We start from the raw sequence: 25,279 nt of genomic DNA on the forward strand, positions 1-25,279 counted from the left end.
GGCGAGTCAGTGACCCTCCACGTCACCGGCACCAACCTGCCCACCCCAGACGACCCCGCCTGGCGCACCGCCCCCGCACTGCGCACCGCCAACGACCTCGTCACGCCCTGACCCCCGCAGGAAGGCGAACGATGATCAGACGCATCCTCGCCGTGTGCGCCGGGCTCGCCGTCATGGCGAGCGCCGGCGCCGCGTCCGCGAACCCCCGCCACGACGGCTTCGTCACGCGCCACGGCGCCGACCTCACCCTCGACGGCAGGCAGTTCCGCTTCGCCGGGTCCAACAACTACTACCTGATGTACCGCTCCCCGGCGATGGTCGACGACGTGTTCGCCGACGCGGCCGGCGCCGGGTTCAACGTCATGCGGACCTGGGGTTTCCTGGACATCGGCAACCAGGACGACACCGGGTCCGTGCACCACAAGGAGAACGGCGTCTACTTCCAGTACTGGGACGGCACCCGCCCCGCGTACAACGACGGCGCCGACGGGCTGCAGCACCTCGACCAGGTCGTCAAGTCCGCCCGGGACAAGGGCGTCAAGCTCGTCATCCCGCTCACGAACAACTGGAGCGCGTTCGGCGGCATGGACCAGTACGTGCGCTGGCGCGGCGGCACCCACCACGACGACTTCTACACCGACCCCGTCATCCGCGGCTGGTACAAGGACTGGATCAGCCACGTGCTGAACCGCACGAACAGCCTCACCGGCGTCAAGTACAAGGACGACCCCACCATCATGGCGTGGGAGCTGGCGAACGAGCCCCGCTGCGGCGGATCCGGCGTCTACCCGCGCTCGGCCACCTGCACGGACACCACGATCACCGCATGGGCCGCGGACATCAGCGCGCACATCGACGCCGTGGACGGCCGGCACCTCGTCAGCCCCGGCGACGAGGGCTTCCTGTGCACCGACCGCGCCGGCACCGACTTCACGCTCAACTGCGCCGACGGCGTCGACTCGGCCGCCCTGGCCGCGCTGCCCGCGATCGACTTCATGTCGTTCCACCTGTACCCGGACCACTGGAACAAGGACCCGGCGTGGGGGACCGGCTGGATCAGCAGCCACGTCCGCCTCGCCGACCGGCTCCGCAAACCCGTGCTGCTCGGCGAGTTCGGGCTGCTGGACAAGGCCACCCGCAACGTCGTGTACCAGCAGTGGACCGACGCCGCGGTGCGCGCCGGCATCGACGGCTTCCTGTACTGGATCCTGTCCGGCGTCCAGGACGACGGCACCGACTACCCCGACTACGACGGCTTCACCGTCTACTGCCCGAGCCCCGTGTGCACCACGATCGCCAACGCCGGTGACGAGCTGCGCCGCGGGCAGCGGTCCCGGCCACCGGTCGCCGACCACGACACCGCCCAGACCCTGCGCGACGAGCCGGTGACGCTGACCCCGGCGGCCAACGACATCGCCTACCGCAGCAAGGTCAAGCCGTCCACGATCGACCTCGACCCGGCCGCCGCCGGCCAGCAGACGACGGTGACGGTGCCGGGCGGCGCGTTCCGCCTCGACGGCGGGGTGGTCACGTTCACCCCGGCGGCCGGGTTCGTGGGCCGGGCCGTGGCCTCGTACACCATCCGCGACCAGGCGGGACGCACGTCGAACCCGGCGGAGCTGCGGGTCACCGTGAAGAACCGCCCCGGGGACGCGCTGGTCCTCGCGTCGTTCGAGACCGGCACCGAAGGCTGGGCACCGGCGAGCTGGCAGGCCGACGCGGGCACCGTAGCGCAGACGACCGAGTTCCACCCCGACGGCGCCGCGGGCCTGCGGATCACCACCGCCGACGGCGGCTGGTTCGGCGTCGCCGGCCTGCCCGAGCCCGTCGACCTGTCCGGCAGGTCCGTGCTGCGGTACGAGCTGCGCACCGGCGCGACCGGCACCTCGTACAGCATCGCGGTGCAGACCGGCGACGCCTGGACCTGGTGCCAGTCCACCTGGGGCTACGCCGGCGCGGCGACCACCACCACCGTCGAGGTCGACCTGGGCACCGCCATGTCCTGCGACGCGGCCGCCCTGGCCGACGTCCGCGCCGTCTACCTCTGGTTCGACGGCAACGGCGTCCACGACATCGACCACCTGCGCGCCCAGTAGCCGACCGGCCCGGGCGGGTGTCCACACGAGATGGACGGCCGCCCGGGGCCTCGGCCCCGCTTGATGACGCTCCCGCGGCGGCAAGCCTCAGCAGGTGCCCGGTCTGCGGGTCCAGCGCGGCCGTCGGCTCGTCCAGGACGCTGAGCGGCGCGCCGTCGCGCAGCAACGCCCGGGCCGGCGCGAGCTGCTGCCACTCGCCGCCGGACGGCTCCACGCCGCCCTGCCAGGACAGGCCCAGCTGGGTGTCCGTCCCGGCCGGCAACCGGGCCACGAACCCGGCGTCGACCCGGTCCAGCGCGGCACGGACCGCCGCGGCGTCCAGGTGAGCGCCGTGGACCAGGACGAAGGGCCGGATAGCCGCGCCCGCTGGCGGCTCAGCCGCGGTCGGCGGCGCGCGGCACGCCGGTGGAGCCGCGCACAACCAGCTCCGGGCCGAACAGGTACTCCGCCGGCGGCAGTCCCTGGCCGCGGATCTCGTCGATCATCGCCCGGACCGCCGCGTTCGACATGTCGATCACCGGCTGGCGCACGGTGGTCAGCGGCGGGTTGGTGAAGGGGATCAGCGGCGAGTCGTCGAACCCCACCACCGACACGTCCCGCGGCACGGACAGCCCGGCCGCCTGGGCCGCGCGGACCGCGCCCAGCGCCATCAGGTCCGACGCGCAGACCAGCCCGGTGGCACCGCGGTCGAGCAGCCGGGTCGCGGCGGCGTGCCCGCCCTCCACGGTGAACCACATCGACAGCTCGACCAGCTCCGCCAGCCCGTGGGCCCGCATCTGCTCCCGGTAGCCGGCCAGCTTGCGCTGCACGGGCACGAACCGCTCCGGGCCGCTGAGCAGCCCGATCCGCCGGTGCCCGAGCGACACCAGGTGCGACACGGCCAGCCGGCTCGCGGCCCGGTCGTCGCAGGAGACGAACGGCGCGTCCACGCCCGGCAGGTATCCGTTGATCAGCACGATCGGCAGGGACCGGTCGACCAGGTCGCGGTACCGCTGCGGGCTGCTGGTCGAGTCCGCGTGCCTGCCGGACACGAAGATGATCCCGGCGACGGCCCGCTCCAGCAGCATCTCGACATACTGGTCCTCGGACACGCCGCCGGCGGTGCGTGAGCACAGCACGGCCGTGGCGCCGTGCTGCGCCAGCGCGGACTCGATCGCCTGGGCGAACAGCGGGAAGACCGGGTTCTCCAGCTCGGGCGTCACCAGCCCGACCAGCTCGGTGCCGCGCTTGCGCAGCCGGTCCGGCCGCTCGAAGCCGAGCACGTCCAGCGCCGTCAGCACCGCCCGGCGGGTGTCCGGGCTGACGCCCGAGCGGTCGTTGAGGACGCGGGACACCGTCGCCTCGCTCACCTGCGCCTGGCGGGCGATGTCGGTGAGCCGGACCCTGCCGCCCGCCGGCGTGTCGCGGGCACCGGACGACACGGGGTGCCGGCCGGGTGCTGGACCGGCGGTCGCGGGGGAGCGCATAAGGGATTCTAGCCAGCGCGGGCTCCTCCCCGTGGTCCGTGCGGCGCCGTTCCGGCGCCGTCTCCGGGGCCGCTTGCAGGGCCGGTTCCGCGGCAGCCGGGCCGGATGCCGCACACCGGCCGCGCTGCCGGCCGGTGGGCAGGGGCGGCGGACGGGCCGGCTCGCCGCCGACCGGCTCGAGCCGCGTCCGGGCCGCGCCGTAGCGTGCGGTTACCACCCGATCCGTGCGACAACCGAGGAGCCCCGGTGAGCCCTGAAATCGACGTGCTGGTCCTGGGCGGGGCCGGCGTGGACACCATCGTCTCCGTGCCGCAGCTGCCGCTGCCGTTCGCGGACAGCTACCTGGTGCCCGCGGTGGAGACCCGGGCCGGGCAGACCGGCGACTTCATCAGCCTCGGCCTGCACGCGCTGGGCCTGCGGGTGCACCACATCGACCTGGTCGGCGACGACCACCACGGCGACCTGGTCCGCGCCCTGCACCGCGACCGGGGCATCCCGCTGACGACCGCGCCGATGCCGAGCGGCACCCGCCGCGCGGTGAACCTGGTCGGGCCCGACGGCCGCCGCATGTCACTGTACGACCAGACCCGCGGCGGCGGGGACGGCCCGCTTCCCCCGGACACGGTGCGGTCGCTGGCGAAGGCCAGCCGGCACGCCCACGTGTCCATCACGTACCCCTGCGGGCTCGCGCTGCCCGCGCTGCGGCGGGAGGGCCTGACGATCTCCACCGACCTGCACAACTGGGACGGGGCCAATCCGTACCACGAGACGTTCGCGTTCGACGCCGACGTGGTGTTCGTGTCCGTCGCCGCGCTGGCCGACCCGGAGCGCACCATGCGGCGGATCGTGGAGCTGGGCCGGGCCCGGATCGTCGTGGCCACCGCCGGCGCCGACGGTGCCTACCTGCTCACCGGCGGCGAGCTGACACACGTCGCGGTGGCCACGCCGCCCGCGCCGGTGGTCGACTCCAACGGCGCCGGTGACGCCTTCGCCGCCGGGTTCCTCTTCGGCTGGCTCGCCGGGGAACCACCGCTGCGGTGCGCCGCGTACGGTGCCGTCGCCGGCGCGTACGCCTGCACGGTGCCGGCGACCGTTGTCGACGCCATCGGCCGGGAGGCGCTGCTCGCCGCGGCCGGCGACGGCGCCGCGGCCGGCGACGCGCGGGGCGAGCGGTGACCGCTTCGCCGTGCCCGCCCTCGGCGGCGTGGCGGGCCGCGTGCCGGCCGCGCGGCTGGTGAGGACCGGCCCGGGGCGGCGGCCGCGTCCTCGGCGGCCCGTCCCGCGTCGACGGGGTGCTGGCACACGTCGGGCTCCGACGCCCCGCGACCCGCGGGCATCGTTCGCCGGGTGTGGTTCACCGCCCGGGGCGCGGCCCATCCGTAGGGCGGCGGTGCGGCGTGGGTGGACGCGGGCGGTCAGTAGCGGCGGCGAGCTCGTTGGCGAGCTCGAGGTACTCCTCCGCGCAGGCGCGGGCGATCGCGGCGACGATGTACGCGCAGTGCGGCGGGATCGCCGCCGCGGCGGCGTCGGCGTTGCGCAGGCTGCTGGTCCACCGGTCCAGCGTCCGGACCAGGTCCTGGCCGTCGCCGGAGCGCAGGGCGGGGTGCCCGCGCAGCTCCTCGATGGCGTCGCGGCGCTCGTCGGGCCGGACCGGCGCCACGGCGGCCCGGGCGGCGGGCGGCGGGATCCGCACCGCGGCGGGTCCGATCCTCGGTGGCCTCGCGGCAGCCAGGCGTGCACCGGCCTGACCGGCTGCGGGCGCCCCGCTACCGGGCCCACCCGCCGTCGCCCGTGTGCCGTCCGGCACGGTCATACGCACAGCTGACGTCGTGCCCGCCGCCGACGTCGTGCCCTTCTGCACCGTCATGCCCTTTGGCGCCGTCGCGCGGGCCGGTGCTGTCGCGCGGGCCGGTGCTGTCGCGCGGGCCGGTGCCGTCGCGCGGGCCGGTGCCGTCGTGCCCGCCGGTGCTGTCGCGCGGGCCGGTGCTGTCGCGCGGGCCGGGACGCCGGTGCCGGTGGCCGTCGTGCGGGCCGGCGCGGCAGTGCCGGTGGGCGGTGCGGCGCCGGTGGGCGGTGCGGCGCCGGCGAGCGCGAGCTGGTCGCGCACCGCCTTGGCGGTCGCGGGGGACACGCCCGCGACCCGCGCGATCTCCCGCAGGGAGGCGTCCGGCTGCGCGGTGATGGCCTCGACCGCCCGGCGGCGGCCCGGACCGGCGTCCACCGGCCTGAGCCGGCCGTCCCGCCCGCGCCGCTTCTGCTCCTGCGCGGTGCCGGCGGCGGCGCGGGCGCGCAGCCGCTTCACGGTCCTGGCCGACAGGCCGCTCGCCGCCGCGATCGCCCGGTCGGACCACGACGGGCGCAGCACGGCGATGCGGGCCGCGGCGGCCTCGCGGTCCGCCAGGGACAGCGGCAGGCCGTGCGCCACGTTGGCCTGGACGCCGGCGAGGAACGCCTCGTCGTCGGTGCCGTCGAAGAACCGCACCCCGATCCGGTCGGCGCCGCGCGACTCGGCCGCGCGGAGGCGGTGCCAGCCATCGATCACCTTCATTGTTGATCGATGCACGAGAATCGGCGGCAGCTCGTCGTCGAGCTGTGCCAGCAGCCGCACGTGCTCAAGGTCCACATCACCCGCGCGAGGCGAGTCGCCACGTGTCAATTTGCTGGTCAGCACATATTCGACCGGCGGCGGACCGGCATCGCGGGAGGGCGACATTGCTGAGACTGTACGGGAAGCGCGCCCCGCTCGATGCCCCGTTGCGGCGACGGCTGTCCGAATTTCCGGATGGCAGTCAAGTAATTGCCGACAATGATCCGCGCCGCTAGCATCGGCGCCAGTCGGCGCGACGAAGGTCAATGTCGCGCCGTCCACGGGGGAACACGGAGGTCGTCATGCGCATCACTGCGCCCTCATCCGACCGACACCGATCACGCGACCAGGGGCACCAGCCGGCGGGGGACCGGCCGGCGGTGAGCGTCGCGCTGGACAGCCTGCTGGCCGCCGACACGCCACGCCTGCGGGGTGTCGACGAGGCGCATGTCCAGGCGCTGGCCGAGTCGCCGCGCCGGCTGCCGCCGATCCTGGTCGAGGCCGCCACGATGCGGATCATCGACGGCACCCACCGGGTCCGGGCCGCCCGGCTGCGCGGCCTGGCACACATCGACGCCCACCTGGTCGAGGTGCCGCCGGACGCGGCGTTCGTGCTGGCCGTGCGGGCCAACGTGGCACACGGCCTGCCCCTGTCGCCGGCCGAGCGGCGCGAGGCGGCGGCGCGCATCATCGACAGCCATCCGGACTGGTCGGACCGCACGATCGCGGAGCTGTCCGGGCTCGCCGCCCGGACCGTCACGGCCGTGCGCCGCCGGTCCGGCGCCCGGCCCACGACCCACCGGATCGGCCACGACGGCCGGCTGCGCCCCGTCGACGCCGTCGACGGGCGGCTGCGCGCGGCGCTCGTCCTCGCCGAGCGGCCGACCGCGTCGCTGCGGGACCTCGCGCTCGCCGCCGGGGTCGCGCCAGCCACGGCCCGGGACGTCCGCCGGCGCCTCGAGCGGGGAGAGGACCCGGTGCCGCCGCGGCTGCGCTCCGAATCGCGTCGGGGCGGCGCCGGGCCGGCCGCCATGGCCGGGCAGGACCTGCGCAAGGCGCTGGACGGTCTGGCGCGGGACCCGTCGCTGCGGCTCACCGACTCCGGGCGCGCGGTGCTGCGCTGGATCGGCGTCATCACGGCGCTGCCGGACCGCTGGCGCACCATGCTGCCGTCGATCCCGGGCGAGTGCGGCGACGCGGCCGCCCGGGTGGCCCGGGCGCACGCCCTCGAATGGCTGCGCTTCGCCGAGCAGCTGGAGCGGCATTGCTCCGTCGAGGCCGGCTGAGCGGCGCGCGCCGCGCCGCCGGGCCAGTCCATTCCAACGATCCGATAGGTGTGCGATGTCGAACCTGGGCGACGACCTTCCCGCGGAGCTGCTGCGGGAGCTTCCGGCGGGCTTCTTGTGGGGTGTCTCGACCGCCGCCTACCAGATCGAGGGATCCATCGCGGCGGACGGCCGGAGCGCGTCCATCTGGGACACGTTCGCGGGGACACCGGGCCGCATCCGCGGCGGCGACACGGCGGCCGTCGCCAGCGACCACTACCGGCGCTGGCCGCAGGACCTGCGGCTGCTGCAGGAGCTGGGGGTCGACGCCTACCGGTTCTCGGTGGCCTGGCCCCGGGTCATGCCCGACGGCGTCGGACGGGTCAACCCCGCCGGCATCGACTTCTACGACCGGCTGGTGGACGAGCTGCTCGCCCAGGGCACGACGCCCGTGGTGACGCTCTACCACTGGGACCTGCCGCAGGTGCTGCAGGACCGGGGCGGCTGGCCCGAGCGGGCGACCGCGGAGGCGTTCGCCGAGTACGTCGCGGTCGTCGCCGCCCGGCTCGGCGACCGGGTGCCGCGCTGGATCACCGTGAGCGAGCCGATGTGCGTCTCCTGGCTGGGGCACCTGACCGGCGACATGGCACCCGGCGAGCGTGACCTCGTCCGGGCCGTGCGGGCCGGGCACCATACGCTGCTCGGCCACGGCCTCGCGGTCCAGGCCCTGCGGTCCGGCGCGGCGCTGCCGCCGTCGATCGGGCTGCACCACTTCCTCAGCCCGATCGAGCCGGGCAGTGACCGCGACGAGGACGTCGCCGCCGCGCGGCGGGCCGACGGGCACCTCAACCGCTGGTGGCTCGACCCGATGTTCGGCCGCGGCTACCCGGAGGACATGCTGCGGCTGTACGGTGTCGAACCGCCGGCCCTGCCCGGGGACGCCGACATCATCGCCGCGCCGGTGGACTTCCTCGGCGTCGCGTACTACTACCGCCAGCTGGTGGTCGCCGACCCGGCCGGCGAGGTGCCCCACGCGCGGCAGCTGCCGGTGCCCGGCGCCGAGCAGACGGCGATGGGCTGGGAGGTCTGCCCGGACGGCCTGGAGCGGCTGCTCACCCGCGTCTGGCAGGACTACCGCCCGGCGTCGATCCTGGTGGCGGAGAACGGTTCGGCGTTCCCCGACGAGGTCGGCCCGGACGGTGCCGTCGAGGACCACCGCCGGGCCGCCTTCGTGCAGCGGCACGTCGCCGCGTGCGCCCGGGCCCGCGCCGCCGGCGTGCCGGTCGACGGGTACTTCGCCTGGTCGCTGCTGGACAACTTCGAGTGGGGCGAGGGGTACAGCAAGCGCTTCGGCCTGGTGCACGTGGACTACGACACGCAGCGGCGGACGGTGAAGCGCAGCGGCCGGCACTACGCCGCGCTGATCGCGGCCCACCGCGCGCTCGACCTCAGCGCGGCTTCGCCGCCGCGGTGAGCCCGCTGCCGGCCAGCACCACGACCAGCGGCACGGCCAGGCACGCGAGCGCCGCGGTGAGCCCGATGCCGTTGGCCAGCCAGCCGATGAGCGCCGGGCCGCCGAGCACACCGGTGTAGATGAGCGTGGTGTAGCGCGAGATCGCCAGCTCCGCCGCCTCGGACGTGCCGTGCCCGACGGCGCTGAACACGATCGGGTTGATCACCGCCAGCCCGGCGCCGAAGACGACGAAGCCCGCGAGGTTCCACCCGGCGTCCGGCGGCAGCACGATCATCGCCAGGCCCAGCAGGGCGACGATCGCGCTGCCGCGCACCGTCGCCACCGGGCCGAGCCTGCGGTTGAGCCGGTCACCGACGAGCCGCACGCCGGTCTCCGCCGAGGAGAACGCCACGTACCCCAGCGAGGCCACGACGACGGTCGCGGCGCGCTCGTCGTCGAGGAAGATGGCGCCCCAGTTGGAGATGCCCACCTCGCACAGCATGACGCCGGCGCCCATGATGCCCAGCGCCGCCACGGACCTGGTCCAGCCGGCCCGCCAGCCGCGGGCCGCGCCGGTCGCGCGCTGCGGGCCGCCGGCGGCGTCGCGCGGCAGCAGCCACCGCCCGACCACCGCGCCGAGCGCGGCCATGACCACCGCGACGATGCTGAACTGCTCCAGCAGCGTCAGCCCGAGCGCGGTCGCGGCCGTGCCGCCGGCGCCGCCGAGCAGCGCCCCCACGCCCCAGGCGGCGTGCATGCCGCTGAGGACCGGGCGGCCGAGCCCCCGCTCGACGGCGATGCCGTGCACGTTCATCGCCACGCCCTGGACCCCGTCGACGACGCCGAACAGCACGAGCGCGGCCACCGCGGCCGCCGGCCGCGCCGACAGCGCGACGAGCGGCAGGGTGAACGGCAGCGTCACCGCCGTGCACCGCACCACCGGACCGCAGCCGAAGCGGCCGACGAGGCGCCCCGCGAGCTGCATGCCGATGAGCGAGCCGACGGTGGGCGCCAGCAGCACCATCCCGAGCGCGTCCTCGTCGAGGCGCAGCCCTTCCTGGAAGCGGGGGACCCCGGAGAACCAGGTGCCCAGCAGCGTGCCGAGCAGCAGGAACACCGCGACGGTGGCCCAGCGGGCGCGGGTCAGCCGGGCGGTGTCCGGCGGGTGCGCGGCGATGACGGCCGCGCCGGCCGGTGGCTCAGTAGACACCCTCGGTCACCGCCTCGGCGTCAGGTGCCTCGTACGGGCGCACGTGCCGCACGCCCGGCCAGGGGAACCACGGGTGCGGGGCGGTGGCCTCCGCGCTGTCCCGCTCCAGCAGGTTCGGGATGAACAGGTCCTCCAGCAGCGTGTTGACCAGGATGCGGCCACGCTCGCCGACGGCCACCTCGCGGTGCGGCGCGGCCGGGTCGACGACGCGGATGAACGACAGCGGCGGCGGCAGGTGGTACGTGGTGGACCCGCCCGGGCGCAGCGGCTCGCCCGGCAGCGCGTGCCCCATCAGCGTGCTGCCGTAGTTGTCGATCCACTGCACCTCGCCGAGGTGCTCCTCGCGCAGGTAGCGGGCCTCCTCCGGGGAGCACGAGGTGCCGCCGGTGCACACGGCGCGCACGCCGTAGCCGGCAAGGGGACGCGGCAGCGTGGCGACCAGTTGCAGCAGCAGCTTCGACGTCGTGAAGAGCAGGCTGGGACGCTCGTCCTCCAGCAGCGACTCGGTCTGCGCGCACAGGTGGGCGACGTAGTCGCCGGCGTCCCCGCCGGTGCGGATCAGGTGCTTGACCCACCGCGGGTCGAAGTCGATGAAGAACGTCGCCCCGGACCAGCTGTTGAGCAGGCGGGACACGAAGTGACCGTACGCGTGCGGGCCGCTGGGCGCCATCGCCACCGCGTCGCCGCCGGCCACCCCGCGGGCCTCGAGCATGGCCCGGTAGATGGCGACGTCGTTGATCGCGCGGGTGACGTCGATGACGCGGATCGGCTTGCCGGTGGTCCCGCCGGTCTCCACGATCCGGAACTCCCGGTCGCGGAACCCGCGCGGCAGCAGGTCGCGCACCGCCGCGTCGCGCAGGTCGGCCTTGTCGAACAGCCCGAACAGGTGCAGGTCCGCGACGCCGGTGACGTCGCGGAGCGGGTCGAAGTCCAGCCGTTCGCGGCGGCGCAGCCAGAACGGGGAGCCGGTCTCGGGGCTGAAGTGCCAGCGCATCATGCGCCGGACCCACTCGTCGGGCTCGACGCGCAGCAGCGGCAGGCGCTCCCGCATCAGGCTCCACTGCTGCTCAGGGCCCGGTGAGCCCTCGAAACCGGCCGCGTCACCGGCGATGACCGTGCCCTGGATGTTCATGGTGCAACGACGTCCTTTCCCAGGTACTCGTAGATGAACAGCGACTCCGCACGCAGCGCCGCGAGCCGCTCGGCGTCGACGCCGACCACCGCCGCGAAGGCGAACGGCAGCTCGCGCCCCAGCAGCGGATGGTCCGGCCGCCAGCGCACGTGCAGCAGGGTGGGGGCCAGCCAGTGCCGTCCGGCGGCCCGCACGACCGGCTCCCGTCCGGTCACCCGGACGTCGTGCGGGCCGAGCCCCGCGGCCACGGCCTCGGCCGCGGCCAGCGCCGTCGCCTCGGGCACGGCGGCCACCGGCCAGCGCCGGTCGACGGGCGGCACGGTGATCCCGTCGAGGACGGCGGCGCACGCCCGCGCGATCCCGGCCGGATCGCCGAGGCAGGCGATCGTGCGCACGTTGCGGCAGAACCGGCCCGAGTCGGCGGCGACGAGGCCGGCCAGCCACACCGCGACCTCGTCCGGGTCGGTGCCGGCCGGCACCACCGCCAGGCCGCGGCCGGGGCCGTGCATGGTGAGGGCCGGCTGCCGGCCCGCGAGCCGGGCCATCGCGGATCCCCCGTACACCACCTGCTCGTCGGTCACCGCGACGAGCGTGCGGAACAGGTCGGTGCGGGTCGGGTAGAAGCCGAGCCGCGCCGCGGGCCAGCCGGCGGCGAGCAGCGCCGCGACGAACCGGGCCGCGGAGACCGGATCGCGGCGGCTCGGCCGGATCCACACGGCCCCGCCGCCGGCGATCCGCTGGCACACCGAGTCCAGGCAGGTGAACGTGTTGCCCGGCAGGTACACCAGGGTCAGCGTGCCGGGCGTGCCGTGCGGCTCGGTCGTGTCCAGGGCGCCGCGCAGCAGCTCGCACCAGCGCGTGGTGAGCTCCGGCGGCAGCCCGGCGACCACGTCCATCGCGGCGGCGAAGTCGGCCGGGGACTGCCGGCCGAGCCCGCCGACGTCGAGGTCGGCGTGCTGGAAGAGGTCCAGGGCGGTGCGCAGGATCTCCCGCCGCGCGTGCGGCGCGGGCGCCGGCGCCGTGTCCCGGACCCGACCCCACCACCGGGCGTCGTCGCGCAGCATGATCTCCGGCGCCAGCGACAGCTCCGTGCCGTCGAGGTCGGCGACCGGTTCGGTGTCCAGCGACGTGTACCACTCACCGCGCCGAAACAGCGGTATCACCGCGCCCATGCCGATCCTCCCCAACTGCCGGTAACCGGGCCTCGCAAGCTAGGCCGCGCATTACTCGATGTCAATAGTTGCTGTGACTTGGCCGGCTGATCCGGCTCGTGTACGGTCACGTCGCGAATTGCGCCGGACAATTGCGGGGGAGCCGATGAATGTGCAGGTGCACGCCGACACCACTTCCGTTTCGCCCGGTGCCGAAATTGGCTTCGTCATCGCCGGTGCGCGCCCCGGCGCCGTGCTCGCGGTGTCCGTCGTGGATGCGACGACGGGCCTGACCGTCGGCACGACCAGCGCTTCGGGCGGCGACTGGCGCTGGCGGGTGCCGGCCGGCCTGCCGAGCTCGCTCTATCGCGCCGAATTCGCGGAGGCGGCCGAGCCCGTCTATTTCGTGGTGCGCGCGCAGGCGCCGGACCGCGGCGGTCGAATGCTGGTCGTGGTGCCGTTCATGACCTGGCAGGCGTACAACCGAATTGGCGAGCCGGGCGCCGGACTGTACCTTTCCGAGCAGCCCGACCGCGCATTTCGGGTCTCGTTCGACCGGCCCGGCGGCGGCCCGGCCGGATTCTGGGAGGACCGTTTCTACCGGTGGGTCCGCACCGCCGGTTACGCCGCCGACTTCTGCTCCGACGTGGACCTGCACGCCGCGACGGCGGGCCTCGCCGGGTACCCGCTGCTGGTCGTCGCCGGGCACGTGGAGTACTGGACCTGGCAGATGCGCGACGCCGTCGAGTCCTTCACCGCGGCGGGCGGCAACGTCGCCTTCCTCGGCGGCAACACCTGCTGGTGGCAGGCCAGGCTCGAGGACGGCGGGCGGACCCTCGTGTGCTACCGCGACGCGCTGGCCGACCCGGTCGCCGCCACGGATCCCGCACGGACCACCGTGGAGTGGTCGGCGGAGCCGGTGTCGCGGCCGGAGAACAGCATGACCGGGGTGAGCTTCCGCGCCGGCGGCGGCTGCTGGCAGCGGCAGGAGGTCATGGCGGAGGTCGGCTACACCGCGCGCTTCGCCGGGCACTGGGTCTTCGCCGGGACCGGCCTGCGCGACGGCGACGAGTTCGCCCGCGGCGCCGTCGGCTACGAGACCGACGCGGCGCAGTTCGAGGAGGTCGCCGGCGTGCCCCTGGCGACCGGCCGGGACGGCGGCCCGCGGTCGCTGGTCATCCTCGCCACGGCCGACCTGACCGGCTGGCGCGACTACGGGCAGGGCGGCCACGCCACCATGGCGATCTTCCAGCGCGGCCGCGGCACGGTGTTCAACGCGGCCACCGTGAACTGGGGCAACAGGCTCGACGACCCGGTCGTCGACCGCATCACCCGCAACGTGCTCGACCGGCTCGCCCGCCCCGGCACCGGCGAGGAGTGGCAGCCGGTCGGCGCGGCACCCGACGTGCGCGCGCTGACGACCGGCGGGGAGCGCCTGTTCGCCGCGACCGGCGACGGGACGCTGCTGCATCGCGAGTTCCACGCTCAGAACCTCCCCTGGCGCCCAGTGCTGCGCGGGCCGCGAGTCGTCGGCCTGGCCGGATCCCGTGAGGCGCACCACGACCGGCCGGTGGAGCTGTACGGGCTCGCCGAGGACGGCTGGATCCTGTCCCGGCCGCCCGTGACCGGTCCGGCCGGCTGGCGCCGGCTGTGCCCGGCGGTGCCGGGCGCGGTCGCGATCGCGGTGGTGTTCCAGGGCATCTTCGTGGCGACCGCGGACGGGCTGCTGTGGCACGCCGCCCTGGCCGACCTCGCCGGCCGCCCGGGCCACGTCCCCGCCGCCACGGGCGACCAGGCCGGCGCCGGCGCTGAGCCCGGGGCCGAGCCGGACCCGGACCCGGGCCCGGTCACCTGGACGCCGAGCGGCGACGCCGGCGGCGCGGTGGCGCTGGCCGCCATGAGCGGGCGGCTGTTCGCGGTGGACGGCGAGGGGCGGCTGCGCACCCGGGCGGGCACCGTGGCGCCCGCCCCGTGGACGACGCTCGGCGCCGCCGGCGACGCGGTCGCCCTCTGCGCCCACGCCGGCCGACTGGTGGCCGGCACGGCGGACGGGCGGCTGGTGTGGCGCAACGTCGTGGCTCCGGGCGGCGGCTGAGCCGTCAGGACCCGGCCGGGACCGTGTGCGCGAACCGGTCCGGGTCGCCGATCCGCCCCTCCGGCTGCCAGTCCAGCAGCGCCGACAGGTGCTTGTTGAAGTTGATGCCGTCCTCGCGCACCATCGCCGGCCGCAGGTGGTCCAGGTGCAGGAGCCGGTCGTCGTGGCGGACCAGCCGGGCGTCGCGGGCGAGCCGCGCCACCACGTCGTCGTCCTCGCCGCCCCAGCCCTCGAAGCGCTCGTCGAAGCCGTTCACCTTCAGGTACGCCTCCCGCGTCACCCACATGCAGTGCCCGGGCGGCCCGACCAGGACCAGCGCCCGCACCACCTCCTCGGGCACGTCGGGCAGCCCCTGCACGCAGCGGGCGGCGATCGCGCGGCGGCTGGTCGGCTCGTCCAGGCACCAGGCCCGGCGGTAGGGCAGGTGCGCGTCCTGGCTGCCGTCGGCGAAACGCCCGGCGTTGCGGGCGATGAAGGACCGGTCGGCGATCACGTCCGCGTCGAGCACGCACACCAGCGGGGCGTCGCGCCCGTCGTTGGTCACCGCGACGTTCACCGCCCACGACTTGTTGAACAGGCCGCCCTTCGGGGCGAACAGGTAGGAGTCGACCAGCGGCGTGAGCAGGTCCCGCCAGCGCGGTCGCTCGTCGGTCTCGATCACCGTCACCCACATGTCCGGGGCCGGCTCCTGGTCGTGCAGCGCGAGCAGGCACGACAGCAGGTTGCGCAGCCGGTCGCGGCCGCTGGCGTCGCGGAACGGGATGATCACCTGGATCTGCGGGCGGTCCGAGGGCACGGCACGGGGCGCGGCGCGCAGCAGCTCCGCCAGGCGGTCCACCTCGACCGGCGGCGCGTCGGCGGGAGTGGCGACGGCGCCGTACACGACGTCGATGCGCAGGCGCCGGTCGGCCTCGTCGATGAGGGCGCCCAGCGTCGCGACCTTGTCGGGCGCGTCGCCCAGCAGCCGCACCAGCTGCGCGATCAGCTCGGCCCGGGCGCCGTGCCCGGACCAGTCCGCCGCGAGCGCGGCCCGGGCGGCCGTCGCGGCGGGGTCGCCCGCGATGAGCTCGGTCGTGGCGGCGTTGACCGCGGTGTAGTGCGGCTCGCTCTCGTCGAAGTAGTCCGGGGCGAGCTCGGGGACGTTCGGGTCGTGGATCAGCACCACGTAGTCGGCAAGACGACCCGCGACCGTTTCGGCGGTGGCGGCGGATACCTCGGACACGTTCTCTCCTTTGCTGGACCTGCTGTTCGACATTGCGTGCTTCACCCGGCGGGCCGGTCGTGCAGGACCGCGACGAGGTCGTCCCGGCCCGCGCCGGTGGTGGGGTGCGGCGCCGCGGCGGGCGCCGCGGTGCGCACCCGTTCCCGTAGGGCCGGGTCGGCGTAGACGTCGTCGGCCTGCCGCAGCAGCGTCGAGATCTCGAGCCGGGCACGCAGCACCACCGGGTCCAGCAGCGCGGCGGCGGCGACGGCCTTGCCGAAGTCGGCCTGCGGGTCCGCGGGCGGCGGCTCGCCGGCCAGCGCGGCGTGCAGCTCGTCCAGCCGGCGATCGTCGACGGCGAGCGAGGCGCGGAACCACGGCGTCACGGTCGCCTCGGTGACCTCGTCGAAGCGCAGCACCAGCCGCTCCGGCCGGTCCGGCGGCACCTCGCGCAGCACGTCACGCAGGGCGCACGCGTGCAGCATGCCGATGGTGCTGCCGCGCCCGAGCGACGGGTTGGTGCAGGCCCAGGCGTCACCGACGACCACGAGGCCGGTGGCCACCGGCCGGCCGTCGACGACGAAGCGGCGGTACCGGTCCGGCATCGCCATGACGTCGACGCCGGTGATGGGCTCGCCGGCGGCCAGCGGGACGACGTCGGGGTAGAGCGCGGCGGCGCGGTGCCACGCGTCCGGGTCGCGCAGCGGGGCGAGCTGCCGGTCGCGGGTCGTGGTGACGAACGAGACGCCCCACGTCCCGTCGTCGCACGGCCCGCTGGTGACGGACACGCCGTCGTAGTGCTGCATGCCGCGGAACGCCGGCAGCCGCCCGTCGCCGGTGCGGAAGTGCCGGCAGTAGTAGACGAAGCCGTCCGGGCGGCGGTCCTCGAACGGGGCCGGGGCGCCGAGCTCGGCGAGCATCCGCATGACCGACGAGCCGCGGCCGCCGGCGTCCACCACCAGGTCGGCGTCGAGCGCCGGCGCGGAGCGGACCGCGACCCCGGTCACGTGCGGCACTCCGGTCGCCGTGGCCGTCGCGGTGAACCCGGTGACGGTGACGCCGCGCCGCACCTCGATGCCGGGGGTCCGGGCCGCCTCGACGGCGAGGGCCGCCTCGACCAGCGGGCGGCGCGCCGCGATCGTGCCGAAGCGCTCGTCGCCGGGGCGCACCCCGCCGCGCACGGCTTCCGGCCACCGGGCGATGTCCAGCATGTTGACCGGTTCCCCGCCCAGCTCCAGCAGGTGCGTGAGCACGTCGGGCAGCTCCCGCTCCATGAGGTGCCGCCAGCGCGCCGCCATCATGTGCGGCAGGCGGAAGTGCGACACTCCGCGCCGTTGCCAGTCCCGCCAGATCGGGCCGGGCTCGCCGGGCGGGTCGCCGGCGTCGCGCTCCAGCACCGTCACCTCGTGGCCGTCGCGGGCCAGCAGCAGCGCGGCGGTCAGGCCGATCAGGCCGGCGCCCAGGACAACAACTCGCACCGTGGATCCCCTAGCGCCGCGACGTCCGGTGGAAGGCCGGCGTCATGGCCGCACGGCGATCTTCAGTACCTGTGGCGGCGGCCCGGGCAGGGTCTCCTCGCCCTCGGGGGCCAGGATCCGGCTCTGCGAGAGCAGCTCGATCGCCGCCGGCAGCTCCTCCAGCGGCATCACGTGGGTCAGCAGCTGGGACAGGTCGATCCGGCCCGCGTCGACGAGGCGTTGCGCGATGCGCATGCTGTCGGCCCGGGCGGTGTCCGTCGGCTCCGCCGCGGTGTGCACCCGCAGACCCTTCTTCTCCCACTGCACCATGTCGAAGACGACGTGGGTGTCCACGTGGTGGGTACCGAGGAAGACCACGAGCCCGTTCTGCCGCACCAGCCGCACGCAGGCGTTGGCGGTCGCGGGCGAGCCGACCGCCTCGATGGCGACGTCGAACTCGCCGTCCATGCCGCCGGCCGGGTCGCCGCCGGGCTCGTTGCGCACGCACCGGCCGGCGCCGAGGGCGGCCGAGCGCCGCAGGCGCCAGTCGTCCAGGTCGAAGACCACGACGTCGGTGGCCCCGCGCAGGCGGGCCACCTGCAGCGCCATGAGCCCGACCGGGCCCTGCCCGACGATCGCGACGCGGTCGCCCAGGCGGACACCGCGGGTGGCGTGCACGGCCAGCGGCAGCAGCTGCAGGATCGAGCCCTGCTCGAACGGCACGTCGTCCGGCAGCGCGCCGACGGCGATCTGCCTGGCCAGCGCGTACTCGGCGAATCCGGACGTCAGCGGCGTGCGGATGAACACCCGCCGCCCGGGGGCGGTCACGTCGACCCCCGGCCCCACCGCCTCGACCAGGCCGGCGATCTCGTGACCGAAGCATCCGGTGGCGCAGTGATCACGCAGGCCGTAGTAATGGTAGTAGGCCAGATCGCTGCGGTTGCAGATCGAGTTCGCGCCGACCCGGACGAGCACCTCGCCGGCGCCGGGAACCGGCTTCGCCGCATCCCGTTGCAGCACCAGCTGTCGCCGGCCGGTCAGCCGGTATTGCAACATGGATGACCTTTCGTCGTCGATCATGGAAACCGCCGGCGCCTGCGCGAAAAATGAGGCGTGATTGCCGTCGGGCAGCCGATGCAATCATGGCCTGCCGGAGCTGTCAATATCGATTGCCCGCGTTCAACTTCCTTGACCGTCTCCCGTGGCGTCCCTACGGTATCAACAGCTTTTGATCAATGGTTCCCCGCCGACCCGCTGCCATTGTCGAATCGGCAGCCGGACGGCAACCTTCCTGAGTAGGCGGGATCGACGTATGGACACCAGTGACCACCGACCGCTGTACCAGATCGCACGCCCGAAGAACAGTGATGCGCTGGCAGCGGTGGCTCTCGACGAGGCGCACGCGCCGGACAAGGTCCTCGCGCACGGCGACCTGCTGCGCAAGTTCATCGCCGGCGAGGAATTCCCGCCGGTGCACATGCGGCTGGGCATCATGGGTGCCTGCAACATGCGCTGCAACTTCTGCAACTTCCATTCGCCGAATGAGGAGAACTTCTACGACCTGTTCTCCTACAAGGATTCATTGCGCACCCCGAAAGCGATCGGGCTGCTGCGCGAATTCGCGGACAACGGCGGTCGCGCCGTCACATTCTGCGGCAGTGGTGAATGCACCATTCACCCCGGCTACGCGGAGATCTGCAACGCGGGGCACGAGGCCGGTCTGCGCATCGGCCTGATCACCAACGGCTCGCGGCTGCACCGCCCCGCCATCGCCGACACGGTCGTCAACACGCACACCTGGGTGCGGATCGGCCTCAACGCCGGCACCGAGGCCACCTTCAACGAGATCACCCGGGACCACGAGCACACGTTCTCGCGCTTCGTCTCCTCGGTGGGCCAGCTGCGCTCGGCGGCCGTCGACCCGGACTTCCGCATCGGCTTCAACTTCGTCATCACCGAGCAGAACTACCGCGAGATCCGCCAGGCGGCCGCCCTGGCCGCGGAGTCGGGCGCGCACTACGTCCGCTTCGAGCCGGAGTTCTACAGCGCGCTGGGCCACGAGACGATCGAGAGCGTCATGACCGAGGTGAGCGAGGCGCTCAACGAGGTACGGGCGCTGAGCACCGACGACTTCGAGGTGTCGGTGCCGAAACTCGAGCGCGGCCCGATGGACCAGGTCGAGGCGGTCGAGGGCGACTTCGAACGCTGCCACTACAGCCGGTTCGTGACGGCGGTCGGCGCGGACGGGCACCTCTACCCGTGCCCGCAGGTACACCTCAACAGCCGCTACCGGATCGGCAACGTCATCGACGACGGTTACGCCAACGTCCTGGAGGGCGGCCCGCGCGCGGAGTGGGAGGCGACCAACCCCAAGCGGACCGCGCTGTGCAAGAGCTGCTTCTACCGCCCGCAGAACGAGCTGCTGGAGATGCTGCACCGCGGCCAGATCAAGCTGGACACCGCGCTGGCGGACTACCAGGTCGAAGTGCCCAAGACGCTGCACGCCGACTTCGTCTGAGCCGCCGTCGATGCAGAAGACACGCCTCGGCCTCCTCATCGAGGAGCGCCGCAAGGAGCTCAGCAACGCCCGGTGCCCGGATCCCGTCGCGATCCGGGCCGCCGCCCAGCGGCTCGCGGCGGTCCGGCCGGGACCGCTGACGGTCCTGACGTCCGGCACCACCGACCGCGAGGACGGCACGGTCACACAGTTCACCGTGGCCCACCCGCGGCGCGCCGGGTTCCGCGTCACCCTGCTGGTGCCGGCCGGGCGCGGGGCCGGGCCGCACCCCACGGTGCTGGTCAGCCCCGGCCTCAACGCCACGCTGGACCGGGTCACCGGGGTGAGCCCGCCCGATCACCCCGACCGCAACGTGGCGCAGCGGCTCTGCCGGGCCGGCTTCGCCACCGTGACGATGGACCACGGCCTGGGCGCCGAGCCGTCCGCCGAGGCGCTCGGGGTCGGCAGGTTCCTGGCGCTGGCCGGGGAGTCGCTGCTCGGGGCCCTCGTCGAGGACACCCTGTCGGTGCTGCACTGGGCCCGGACCCTGCCCCAGGTCGACGCGGACCGGACCGGGCTGTTCGGCCACAGCCTCGGCGCGGCCGTCGCGCTGCACACGGCGCTGCTGGCCGGCGAGCCGCTGCCGCTGTGCACGGCGGGACACCTCGGCACCTACCCGACCCTGTACGGCGTGCTGCGCACCGGACCGGAAGGCGGTTACCTGCCGGGCATCCTGCGCCACGCGGACCTGCCCGACCTGTACGGCGCGCTCGCACCGGCGCCCCTGCAGGTGCAGTACGGGCTGCGCGACACGCTGCTGGACCTCGACGACGCGGCCGCCGCCGGGCAGGAGATCGCCGCGGCGTACGCGCGGGCCGGGCACGGCGACGCCGCCGAGATCGCCGCGCTGGACCTCGGGCACGGCACCGACGCCGACCGGGCCGCGGCGTTCTTCGCCCGGCACCTCGCCGGCGCGTCGAGGGACGCCGAGCCCGTGCCGGCCGGCCGGGTGGTGTTCGACGTGCCGTCCCGGCGGGAGATCCTGGACCGGGTCGACACCGCGCTGGCCACCGGCGTGCTCACGCTCGGCCCGTACGGCCGGGAGCTGGAGGAGCTGGCCACACCCTGGACGGGGCATCCGGCCGTCGCGGTCTCCTCCGGGTCGTCGGCGCTGGAGATCGCGCTGCGCATCGTCGGCGTCGAGGGCCGCACCGTGCTGGTGCAGAGCAACACGTTCTTCGCCACGGCGGCGTCGGCGATCCGTGCCGGGGCGAAGGTCGACTTCGTCGACACGGAGCCCGACGGCCTCGGCATGGACCCCGGCCACCTGCGGACCCTGCTGGCCGGGCACGACGACGTCGCCGCGGTCGTGCCCGTGCACATCGCCGGCGTCGTGTCCCCGGCACTGCGCGAGGTGCTGGCGCTGTGCCAGGACCGCGGCGTCGACGTCGTCGAGGACGCCGCGCACGCGCTCGGCTCCGCTCTCGACGGGCAGCCCGCCGGGTCGTTCGGGCGGTTCGGCGCGTTCTCGCTGTACCCGACGAAGGTCGCCACGAGCGGCGAGGGCGGGCTGGTGAGCTGCGCGCGCGCCGACGACCGCGACGCGGTCCTGCGCTACCGCGACCAGGGCAAGGCGTCCTTCACCGCCAACGTGCACGACGTGCTCGGCAGCAACTGGCGCATGAGCGAGGTGCACGCCGCGGTCGGCATCGCCCACCTGCGCCGGCTGCCGGCCATGCTGGAGGAGCGCCGCCGGCAGGCCGCCCGCTACGACGAGGAGCTCGGCGAGCTGCGCCACGCGCGGGTCTTCCGGCCGCCGCACCCGTCGCTGAGCAACTACTACAAGTACGTGGTGCTGCTGGCCGGCGACGTGGACCGCGAGGCACTGCGGCAACGGCTGCGCCGGCAGGGTGTCGCGCTGGCCGGCGGCGTCTACGACCTGCCGGTGTCCGCGCAGCCCTACTTCGGCGGCGCCGGCGACGCCGGGCTGCCCAACACCGTCGCGTTCACCACCCGCCATGTCTGCCTGCCGCTGTTCCCCGGCCTGACCGGGCGGCAGCAGGAGCGCGTGATCACCGCCGTCCGCGCCGAGCTGGCCTGACCCGCAGCACGTCACGGTGCACCGGGGCGACCCGGTGCACCGCCCTGCCCGCGCGGGCCTGACAAGGAGCTCAGATGACCACCGTTCCCACCCGTCCACCCCTCGTGTACTCCAACTCCGTCGCGATCCCGTTCACCGAGGAGCGGTTCGTCCCGCTGCCCGACAGCTCCGCGCTGCTCGGCGACGCCGCCGCGCTGCGGGCCCGGCTCGCCGAGGACGGCGCCCTGCACCTGCGCGGCGTCCTCGACCCGGACGAGATCTGGGCGTTACGCGCCGCGTACTTCGGCCGCTTCCCGCCCGGATACCTGCGGCCCGGCACCGACCCCGCCGCCGGCGTCCTCGGCGAGGAGGTCGTGCCGCTGCCGCCGTACGGCGTGCCGGGACATCCGGCGTACGAGTTCGTGCGCAGCACGGCGTTCCTGCGCTTCGTCGACCAGCCGGCCCTGCGCCTGATCGCGGAGACGGTGCTCGGCGAGCCGGTGCACCGCCTCGCCCGGGTGATCCTGCGGCACTTCGACCGCCGCTCCGGCAAGTCGTCCCGCGCGCACGTGGACCACACGTACATGGACCGCGGCTCGGGCCGGGTGGTCACCATGTGGCTGCCGATCGGGCACGCCCCGCTGGAGACCGGTGGCCTGGTCTACCTGGAGGGCTCGCACCGGCTGACCCCGGAGGAGCTGGCGCCGCTGCGGTCCGTCACCGACCGGCCGCACGACCAGCGCCCGCTCAGCCACGACCTGAACTGGGTCGGCGAGAGGATCGGCCGCCGCTGGCTGTGGGCCGACTACGAGGCGGGCGACATCGCCCTGCACGGCCCGCACACCGTGCACGCCGCGCTGGACAACGCCACCGACGCGATGCGCATGTCGGTCGACGTACGGTTCGCGGTGCGGGCCGACCGGGCCGACGAGCGGTGGCTCAGGCCGTGGGCCGCGGACGACGGTGCCTGACCCGGGGGTGGGCATGACGTGGCTGGTCACGGGCGGCGCCGGATACATCGGGGCGCACGTGCTGCGGGCGCTCACGGCGGCCGGGCACGCCGTCGTCGCGTTCGACGACCTGTCCAGCGGCGTCGCGGCCCGGGTCCCCGACGGGGTGCCGCTGGTCGTCGGCGCGGTGACGGACCGGCGCGCGGTCGCCGCCGCGCTGCGCCGGCACGCCGCCGCCGGCGTGGTGCACCTGGCGGCGCGCAAGTCGCCGCTGGAGTCCGTCCGCCGGCCGGCGTGGTACCACCGGGAGAACGTGGGCGGCACGCAGAGCGTGCTCGCCGCCATGGCGGCCACGGGCGTTCGGCGGCTGGTCTTCGCCTCGTCGGCCGCCGTCTACGGGCAGGTCACCGCCGCCGCCGTGGACGAGGGCGCGCCGACCCGGCCGATCAACCCGTACGGGGCGTCCAAGCTCGCCTGCGAGCGCCGCATCGCCGAGGCCGGGGTGGCGTGGGTCGCGCTGCGGTTCTTCAACGTGGCCGGCAGCGGCGACCCGCGGCTCGGTGACCGGGAGGCGACGAACCTCGTGCCGATCGCCGTCGCGGCGGCGCGGGCCGGCCGGCCCCTCGCGGTCACCGGCACCGACTTCGACACCCCGGACGGCACCGGCGTGCGCGACTACGTCCACGTCGAGGACGTCGCCGACGCCCACGCCGCCGCCGTCGCGCACCTGTGCCGCACCCCAGTGGCCGGCGCGGTGTACAACGTCGGCACGGGCCGCGGGCACTCGGTGCTGGACGTGGTGCGCGGCGTCGAGGCGGTGGCCGGCTGCCCGATCGAGCGCACCCTGCACCCGCGCCGCCCCGGCGACCCGGCCTCCGTCGTCGCCGACGCGGGCAGGATCCAGCGGGAGCTGGGCTGGCGCGCCTCCCGCGGGCTCACCGAGATGGTGACCTCCGCGTGGCACTGCTGGTCGCCGCGGCTCACCGCGGACGCGGCGCCGTAGTCTCCGCCGCCGGCACCGGGATCTCGGCGCCGCCGTGCGCGTCGGACGCCGCGGCCGCCACGAGCACCCGGTCGACCAGGAGACCGTCGGCGAGCGGGCACACCGGCGCCCGCCCGTGCGCGGCCGCGTCCATGAAGTCGGCGAACATGGCGAGCCGCCGGTTGTCCGGCACCAGGAACGCCCGCGGCGGCTCCCCGTGCGTCGCCAGCCGCCCGCCGTCCAGTGGCGACACCGTGTGGACGCGATCCGCCGACTCCAGCCGGAGGCGGTCCAGGGGCGCACCGGGCGCCCACTCGGCACGTACCCGCGCCGTGGTCGCGTCCGGCCAGGTCAGGACGAGCTGGGCGGACCGCTCGGCGCCGCCGGGATAGCGCCCCGCCAGGGTCGCCCGGACGGTCGCCGGCGCCCCGAAGTACCAGCACAGCAGGTCCAGGCGGTGACTGCCGACGTCGGCGAGCACGCCACCGCCGGACACCGCGAGGTCGGTGCGCCACCGCTTCGGGTCGTCGGCGGCGGGGGCGAATTCGTCGCGGAAGTCCACCGCCACCCGCCACGGGCCGCCGCCGCGCACCCGCTGCCGCAGCGCGCCGAGCAGCGGGTCGAGCCGGCGGTAGTAGGCGACGCCGGCGATGCGCCGCGCCGCCTCCGCCCGCGCCGCCAGCCCGGCCGCGCCGCCCAGCGCACCGGCGACTGGCTTCTCGATCAGGACGTGCCGGCCGGCGGCGAGGGCCGCACCGGCCAGCGCCACGTGCGTGACGACCGGCGTGGCGACGTACACCAGGTCGACGCCGTCCAGCGCCCGGTGGAAGTCCGCGGCGGCCTCGACGCCGAGACCGGCGGCGACCGCGGCGGCGCGGGCGGGGTCGCGCCCCCACACGGTCACGCCGGCGCCCAGCCGCCGCAGCGCGGGCACGCTGTGCCGCACGACGACGTCGCCGTACCCCGCGACCAGCCACCTGACCGCTGCGCCCATGCGCCGCCTCCTCCGGGGTGTTCAACTGCGGCAGATCGGCAGTTGAACACCCCTGCCGGGAGCCGTCGCCTGGCAGCTTCGCGCAGCGGCGCCCGGGCGTCCACCCGGACCGCGCCCCCGACCGATCGACGGCGAGCACTACACTGCGCGCAATGGACGGTCAGCTCGTCGCCGCGATCACCTCCCTCGGCGGCGTCGCGCTCGGCGGCGGCCTGTCCTACCTGGTGCAGCACACCGCGCAGCGGATGAGCGAGCGCGCCGACCGGCAGCGGCAGGAGCAGGCCAGGCTCGAGGGCCGGCGCGCCGAACGCCTCACCCACCTGGAGCACTTCGTCACCGTGTCGGCCGCGGCCGACCGGGTCGCCTTCGAGCGCCCCGACGACTGGACCGCCGGCGAGCCCTGGCCCACCCTCGCGCAGGAGACGATGCAGCGGCTGTGGGTCGCCGAGAGCATGCTGCAGGTGCTGTACCCGGCCGACGTGCACACCGCCGCCCGGGCGTACACGCGCCGCCTCAACAGCGCCGTCTGGCAGGGCGTGCCGTCGCTGGAGGACCTCTACCCCGAGCTCGACGAGCTGCGCGACGCGTTCCTCGCCGCCGCCCGCGCCGCGCTGGACTGACCCGGCTACGCAGATCTGCGTAGGCGGGCCGGCACGATCGCGC

The 25,279-nt window shown here is 75.0% G+C and carries 19 protein-coding genes; 10 read left to right on the plus strand and 9 right to left on the minus strand.

The features are described from left to right. Window positions 1-131: 131 nt before the first annotated feature. Entirely contained in the window at window positions 132-2,096 is a 1,965-nt protein-coding gene (locus tag OP18_RS52430) for a cellulase family glycosylhydrolase (protein ID WP_052386682.1), read from the plus strand. A 374-nt stretch (window positions 2,097-2,470) separates the two neighbouring features. Here OP18_RS52430 and OP18_RS13830 read toward each other — a convergent pair whose 3' ends face one another. Next, window positions 2,471-3,562, minus strand: coding sequence for a LacI family DNA-binding transcriptional regulator (locus OP18_RS13830; RefSeq protein ID WP_081970728.1), 1,092 nt, complete (start codon window positions 3,560-3,562; stop codon window positions 2,471-2,473). A gap of 246 nt (window positions 3,563-3,808) precedes the next feature. Here OP18_RS13830 and OP18_RS13835 point away from each other — a divergent pair, with 246 nt between their 5' ends. Then, window positions 3,809-4,738 (plus strand): adenosine kinase, encoded by a 930-nt coding sequence (locus OP18_RS13835; protein WP_033359287.1) that lies wholly within the window; start codon window positions 3,809-3,811, stop codon window positions 4,736-4,738. 178 nt (window positions 4,739-4,916) lie between these two features. Here OP18_RS13835 and OP18_RS59595 read toward each other — a convergent pair whose 3' ends face one another. Next, window positions 4,917-6,170: a ParB/RepB/Spo0J family partition protein gene (locus OP18_RS59595; RefSeq protein ID WP_211273534.1), complete on the minus strand. Its 1,254-nt coding sequence runs from the start codon at window positions 6,168-6,170 to the stop codon at window positions 4,917-4,919. A 359-nt stretch (window positions 6,171-6,529) separates the two neighbouring features. Here OP18_RS59595 and OP18_RS13845 point away from each other — a divergent pair, with 359 nt between their 5' ends. Together OP18_RS13845 and OP18_RS13850 are read left to right on the plus strand one after the other, a co-directional pair. Further along, complete coding sequence (locus OP18_RS13845; RefSeq protein WP_033359288.1) at window positions 6,530-7,435, plus strand: ParB/RepB/Spo0J family partition protein; 906 nt, start codon at window positions 6,530-6,532, stop codon at window positions 7,433-7,435. Between the two features lie 55 nt (window positions 7,436-7,490). Beyond that, the gene (locus OP18_RS13850; protein WP_052386684.1) at window positions 7,491-8,888 is read left to right on the plus strand and encodes a GH1 family beta-glucosidase; all 1,398 of its coding nucleotides are present in this window, start codon (window positions 7,491-7,493) and stop codon (window positions 8,886-8,888) included. Here the strand turns inward: OP18_RS13850 and OP18_RS13855 are convergent. From OP18_RS13855 to OP18_RS13865, 3 genes are read right to left on the minus strand one after another with little or no spacing between them, the layout of a single operon-like run. Then, window positions 8,863-10,077, minus strand: a complete 1,215-nt coding sequence (locus OP18_RS13855; RefSeq protein WP_052386685.1) for an MFS transporter — start codon at window positions 10,075-10,077, stop codon at window positions 8,863-8,865. The genes OP18_RS13850 and OP18_RS13855 overlap by 26 nt on opposite strands. Then, entirely contained in the window at window positions 10,067-11,209 is a 1,143-nt protein-coding gene (locus OP18_RS13860; protein ID WP_211273535.1) for a phenylacetate--CoA ligase family protein, read from the minus strand. The genes OP18_RS13855 and OP18_RS13860 overlap by 11 nt, the downstream gene beginning before the upstream one ends. After that, complete coding sequence (locus OP18_RS13865) at window positions 11,206-12,381, minus strand: aldehyde dehydrogenase family protein (RefSeq protein ID WP_033359289.1); 1,176 nt, start codon at window positions 12,379-12,381, stop codon at window positions 11,206-11,208. The genes OP18_RS13860 and OP18_RS13865 overlap by 4 nt, the downstream gene beginning before the upstream one ends. A 250-nt stretch (window positions 12,382-12,631) precedes the next feature. On the opposite strand from OP18_RS13865, the gene OP18_RS13870 reads away from it, so the two are divergent. Then, window positions 12,632-14,455: a N,N-dimethylformamidase beta subunit family domain-containing protein gene (locus OP18_RS13870; protein WP_211273536.1), complete on the plus strand. Its 1,824-nt coding sequence runs from the start codon at window positions 12,632-12,634 to the stop codon at window positions 14,453-14,455. Between the two features lie 4 nt (window positions 14,456-14,459). Here OP18_RS13870 and OP18_RS13875 read toward each other — a convergent pair whose 3' ends face one another. From OP18_RS13875 to OP18_RS13885, 3 genes are read right to left on the minus strand one after another with little or no spacing between them, the layout of a single operon-like run. Beyond that, complete coding sequence (locus tag OP18_RS13875; RefSeq protein WP_052386686.1) at window positions 14,460-15,677, minus strand: galactosyltransferase-related protein; 1,218 nt, start codon at window positions 15,675-15,677, stop codon at window positions 14,460-14,462. Between the two features lie 41 nt (window positions 15,678-15,718). Continuing rightward, the gene (locus OP18_RS13880) at window positions 15,719-17,134 is read right to left on the minus strand and encodes an NAD(P)/FAD-dependent oxidoreductase (RefSeq protein WP_033359291.1); all 1,416 of its coding nucleotides are present in this window, start codon (window positions 17,132-17,134) and stop codon (window positions 15,719-15,721) included. Between the two features lie 42 nt (window positions 17,135-17,176). Then, window positions 17,177-18,169, minus strand: coding sequence for a zinc-dependent alcohol dehydrogenase (locus OP18_RS13885; RefSeq protein WP_033359292.1), 993 nt, complete (start codon window positions 18,167-18,169; stop codon window positions 17,177-17,179). A 325-nt stretch (window positions 18,170-18,494) separates the two neighbouring features. Between OP18_RS13885 and OP18_RS13890 the strand changes: the two genes are divergently transcribed. From OP18_RS13890 to galE, 4 genes are all read left to right on the plus strand, one after another. Next, complete coding sequence (locus OP18_RS13890; RefSeq protein WP_211273537.1) at window positions 18,495-19,631, plus strand: radical SAM protein; 1,137 nt, start codon at window positions 18,495-18,497, stop codon at window positions 19,629-19,631. A gap of 10 nt (window positions 19,632-19,641) precedes the next feature. Further along, window positions 19,642-21,711: a DegT/DnrJ/EryC1/StrS family aminotransferase gene (locus OP18_RS55085; RefSeq protein ID WP_052386687.1), complete on the plus strand. Its 2,070-nt coding sequence runs from the start codon at window positions 19,642-19,644 to the stop codon at window positions 21,709-21,711. Window positions 21,712-21,785: 74 nt separating this feature from the next. Beyond that, window positions 21,786-22,661, plus strand: a complete 876-nt coding sequence (locus OP18_RS13900; protein ID WP_033359293.1) for a phytanoyl-CoA dioxygenase family protein — start codon at window positions 21,786-21,788, stop codon at window positions 22,659-22,661. 13 nt (window positions 22,662-22,674) lie between these two features. Next, window positions 22,675-23,643, plus strand: a complete 969-nt coding sequence (gene galE / locus OP18_RS13905; protein ID WP_033359294.1) for a UDP-glucose 4-epimerase GalE — start codon at window positions 22,675-22,677, stop codon at window positions 23,641-23,643. Here the strand turns inward: galE and OP18_RS52445 are convergent. After that, entirely contained in the window at window positions 23,621-24,616 is a 996-nt protein-coding gene (locus OP18_RS52445; RefSeq protein WP_052386688.1) for a Gfo/Idh/MocA family protein, read from the minus strand. The genes galE and OP18_RS52445 overlap by 23 nt on opposite strands. 152 nt (window positions 24,617-24,768) lie before the next feature. Here OP18_RS52445 and OP18_RS13915 point away from each other — a divergent pair, with 152 nt between their 5' ends. Next, window positions 24,769-25,236, plus strand: coding sequence for a hypothetical protein (locus tag OP18_RS13915; protein ID WP_033359295.1), 468 nt, complete (start codon window positions 24,769-24,771; stop codon window positions 25,234-25,236). The last annotated feature ends 43 nt before the right edge of the window (window positions 25,237-25,279 follow it).

Source organism: Dactylosporangium aurantiacum (assembly GCF_000716715.1).
Lineage (GTDB): Bacteria > Actinomycetota > Actinomycetes > Mycobacteriales > Micromonosporaceae > Dactylosporangium > Dactylosporangium aurantiacum.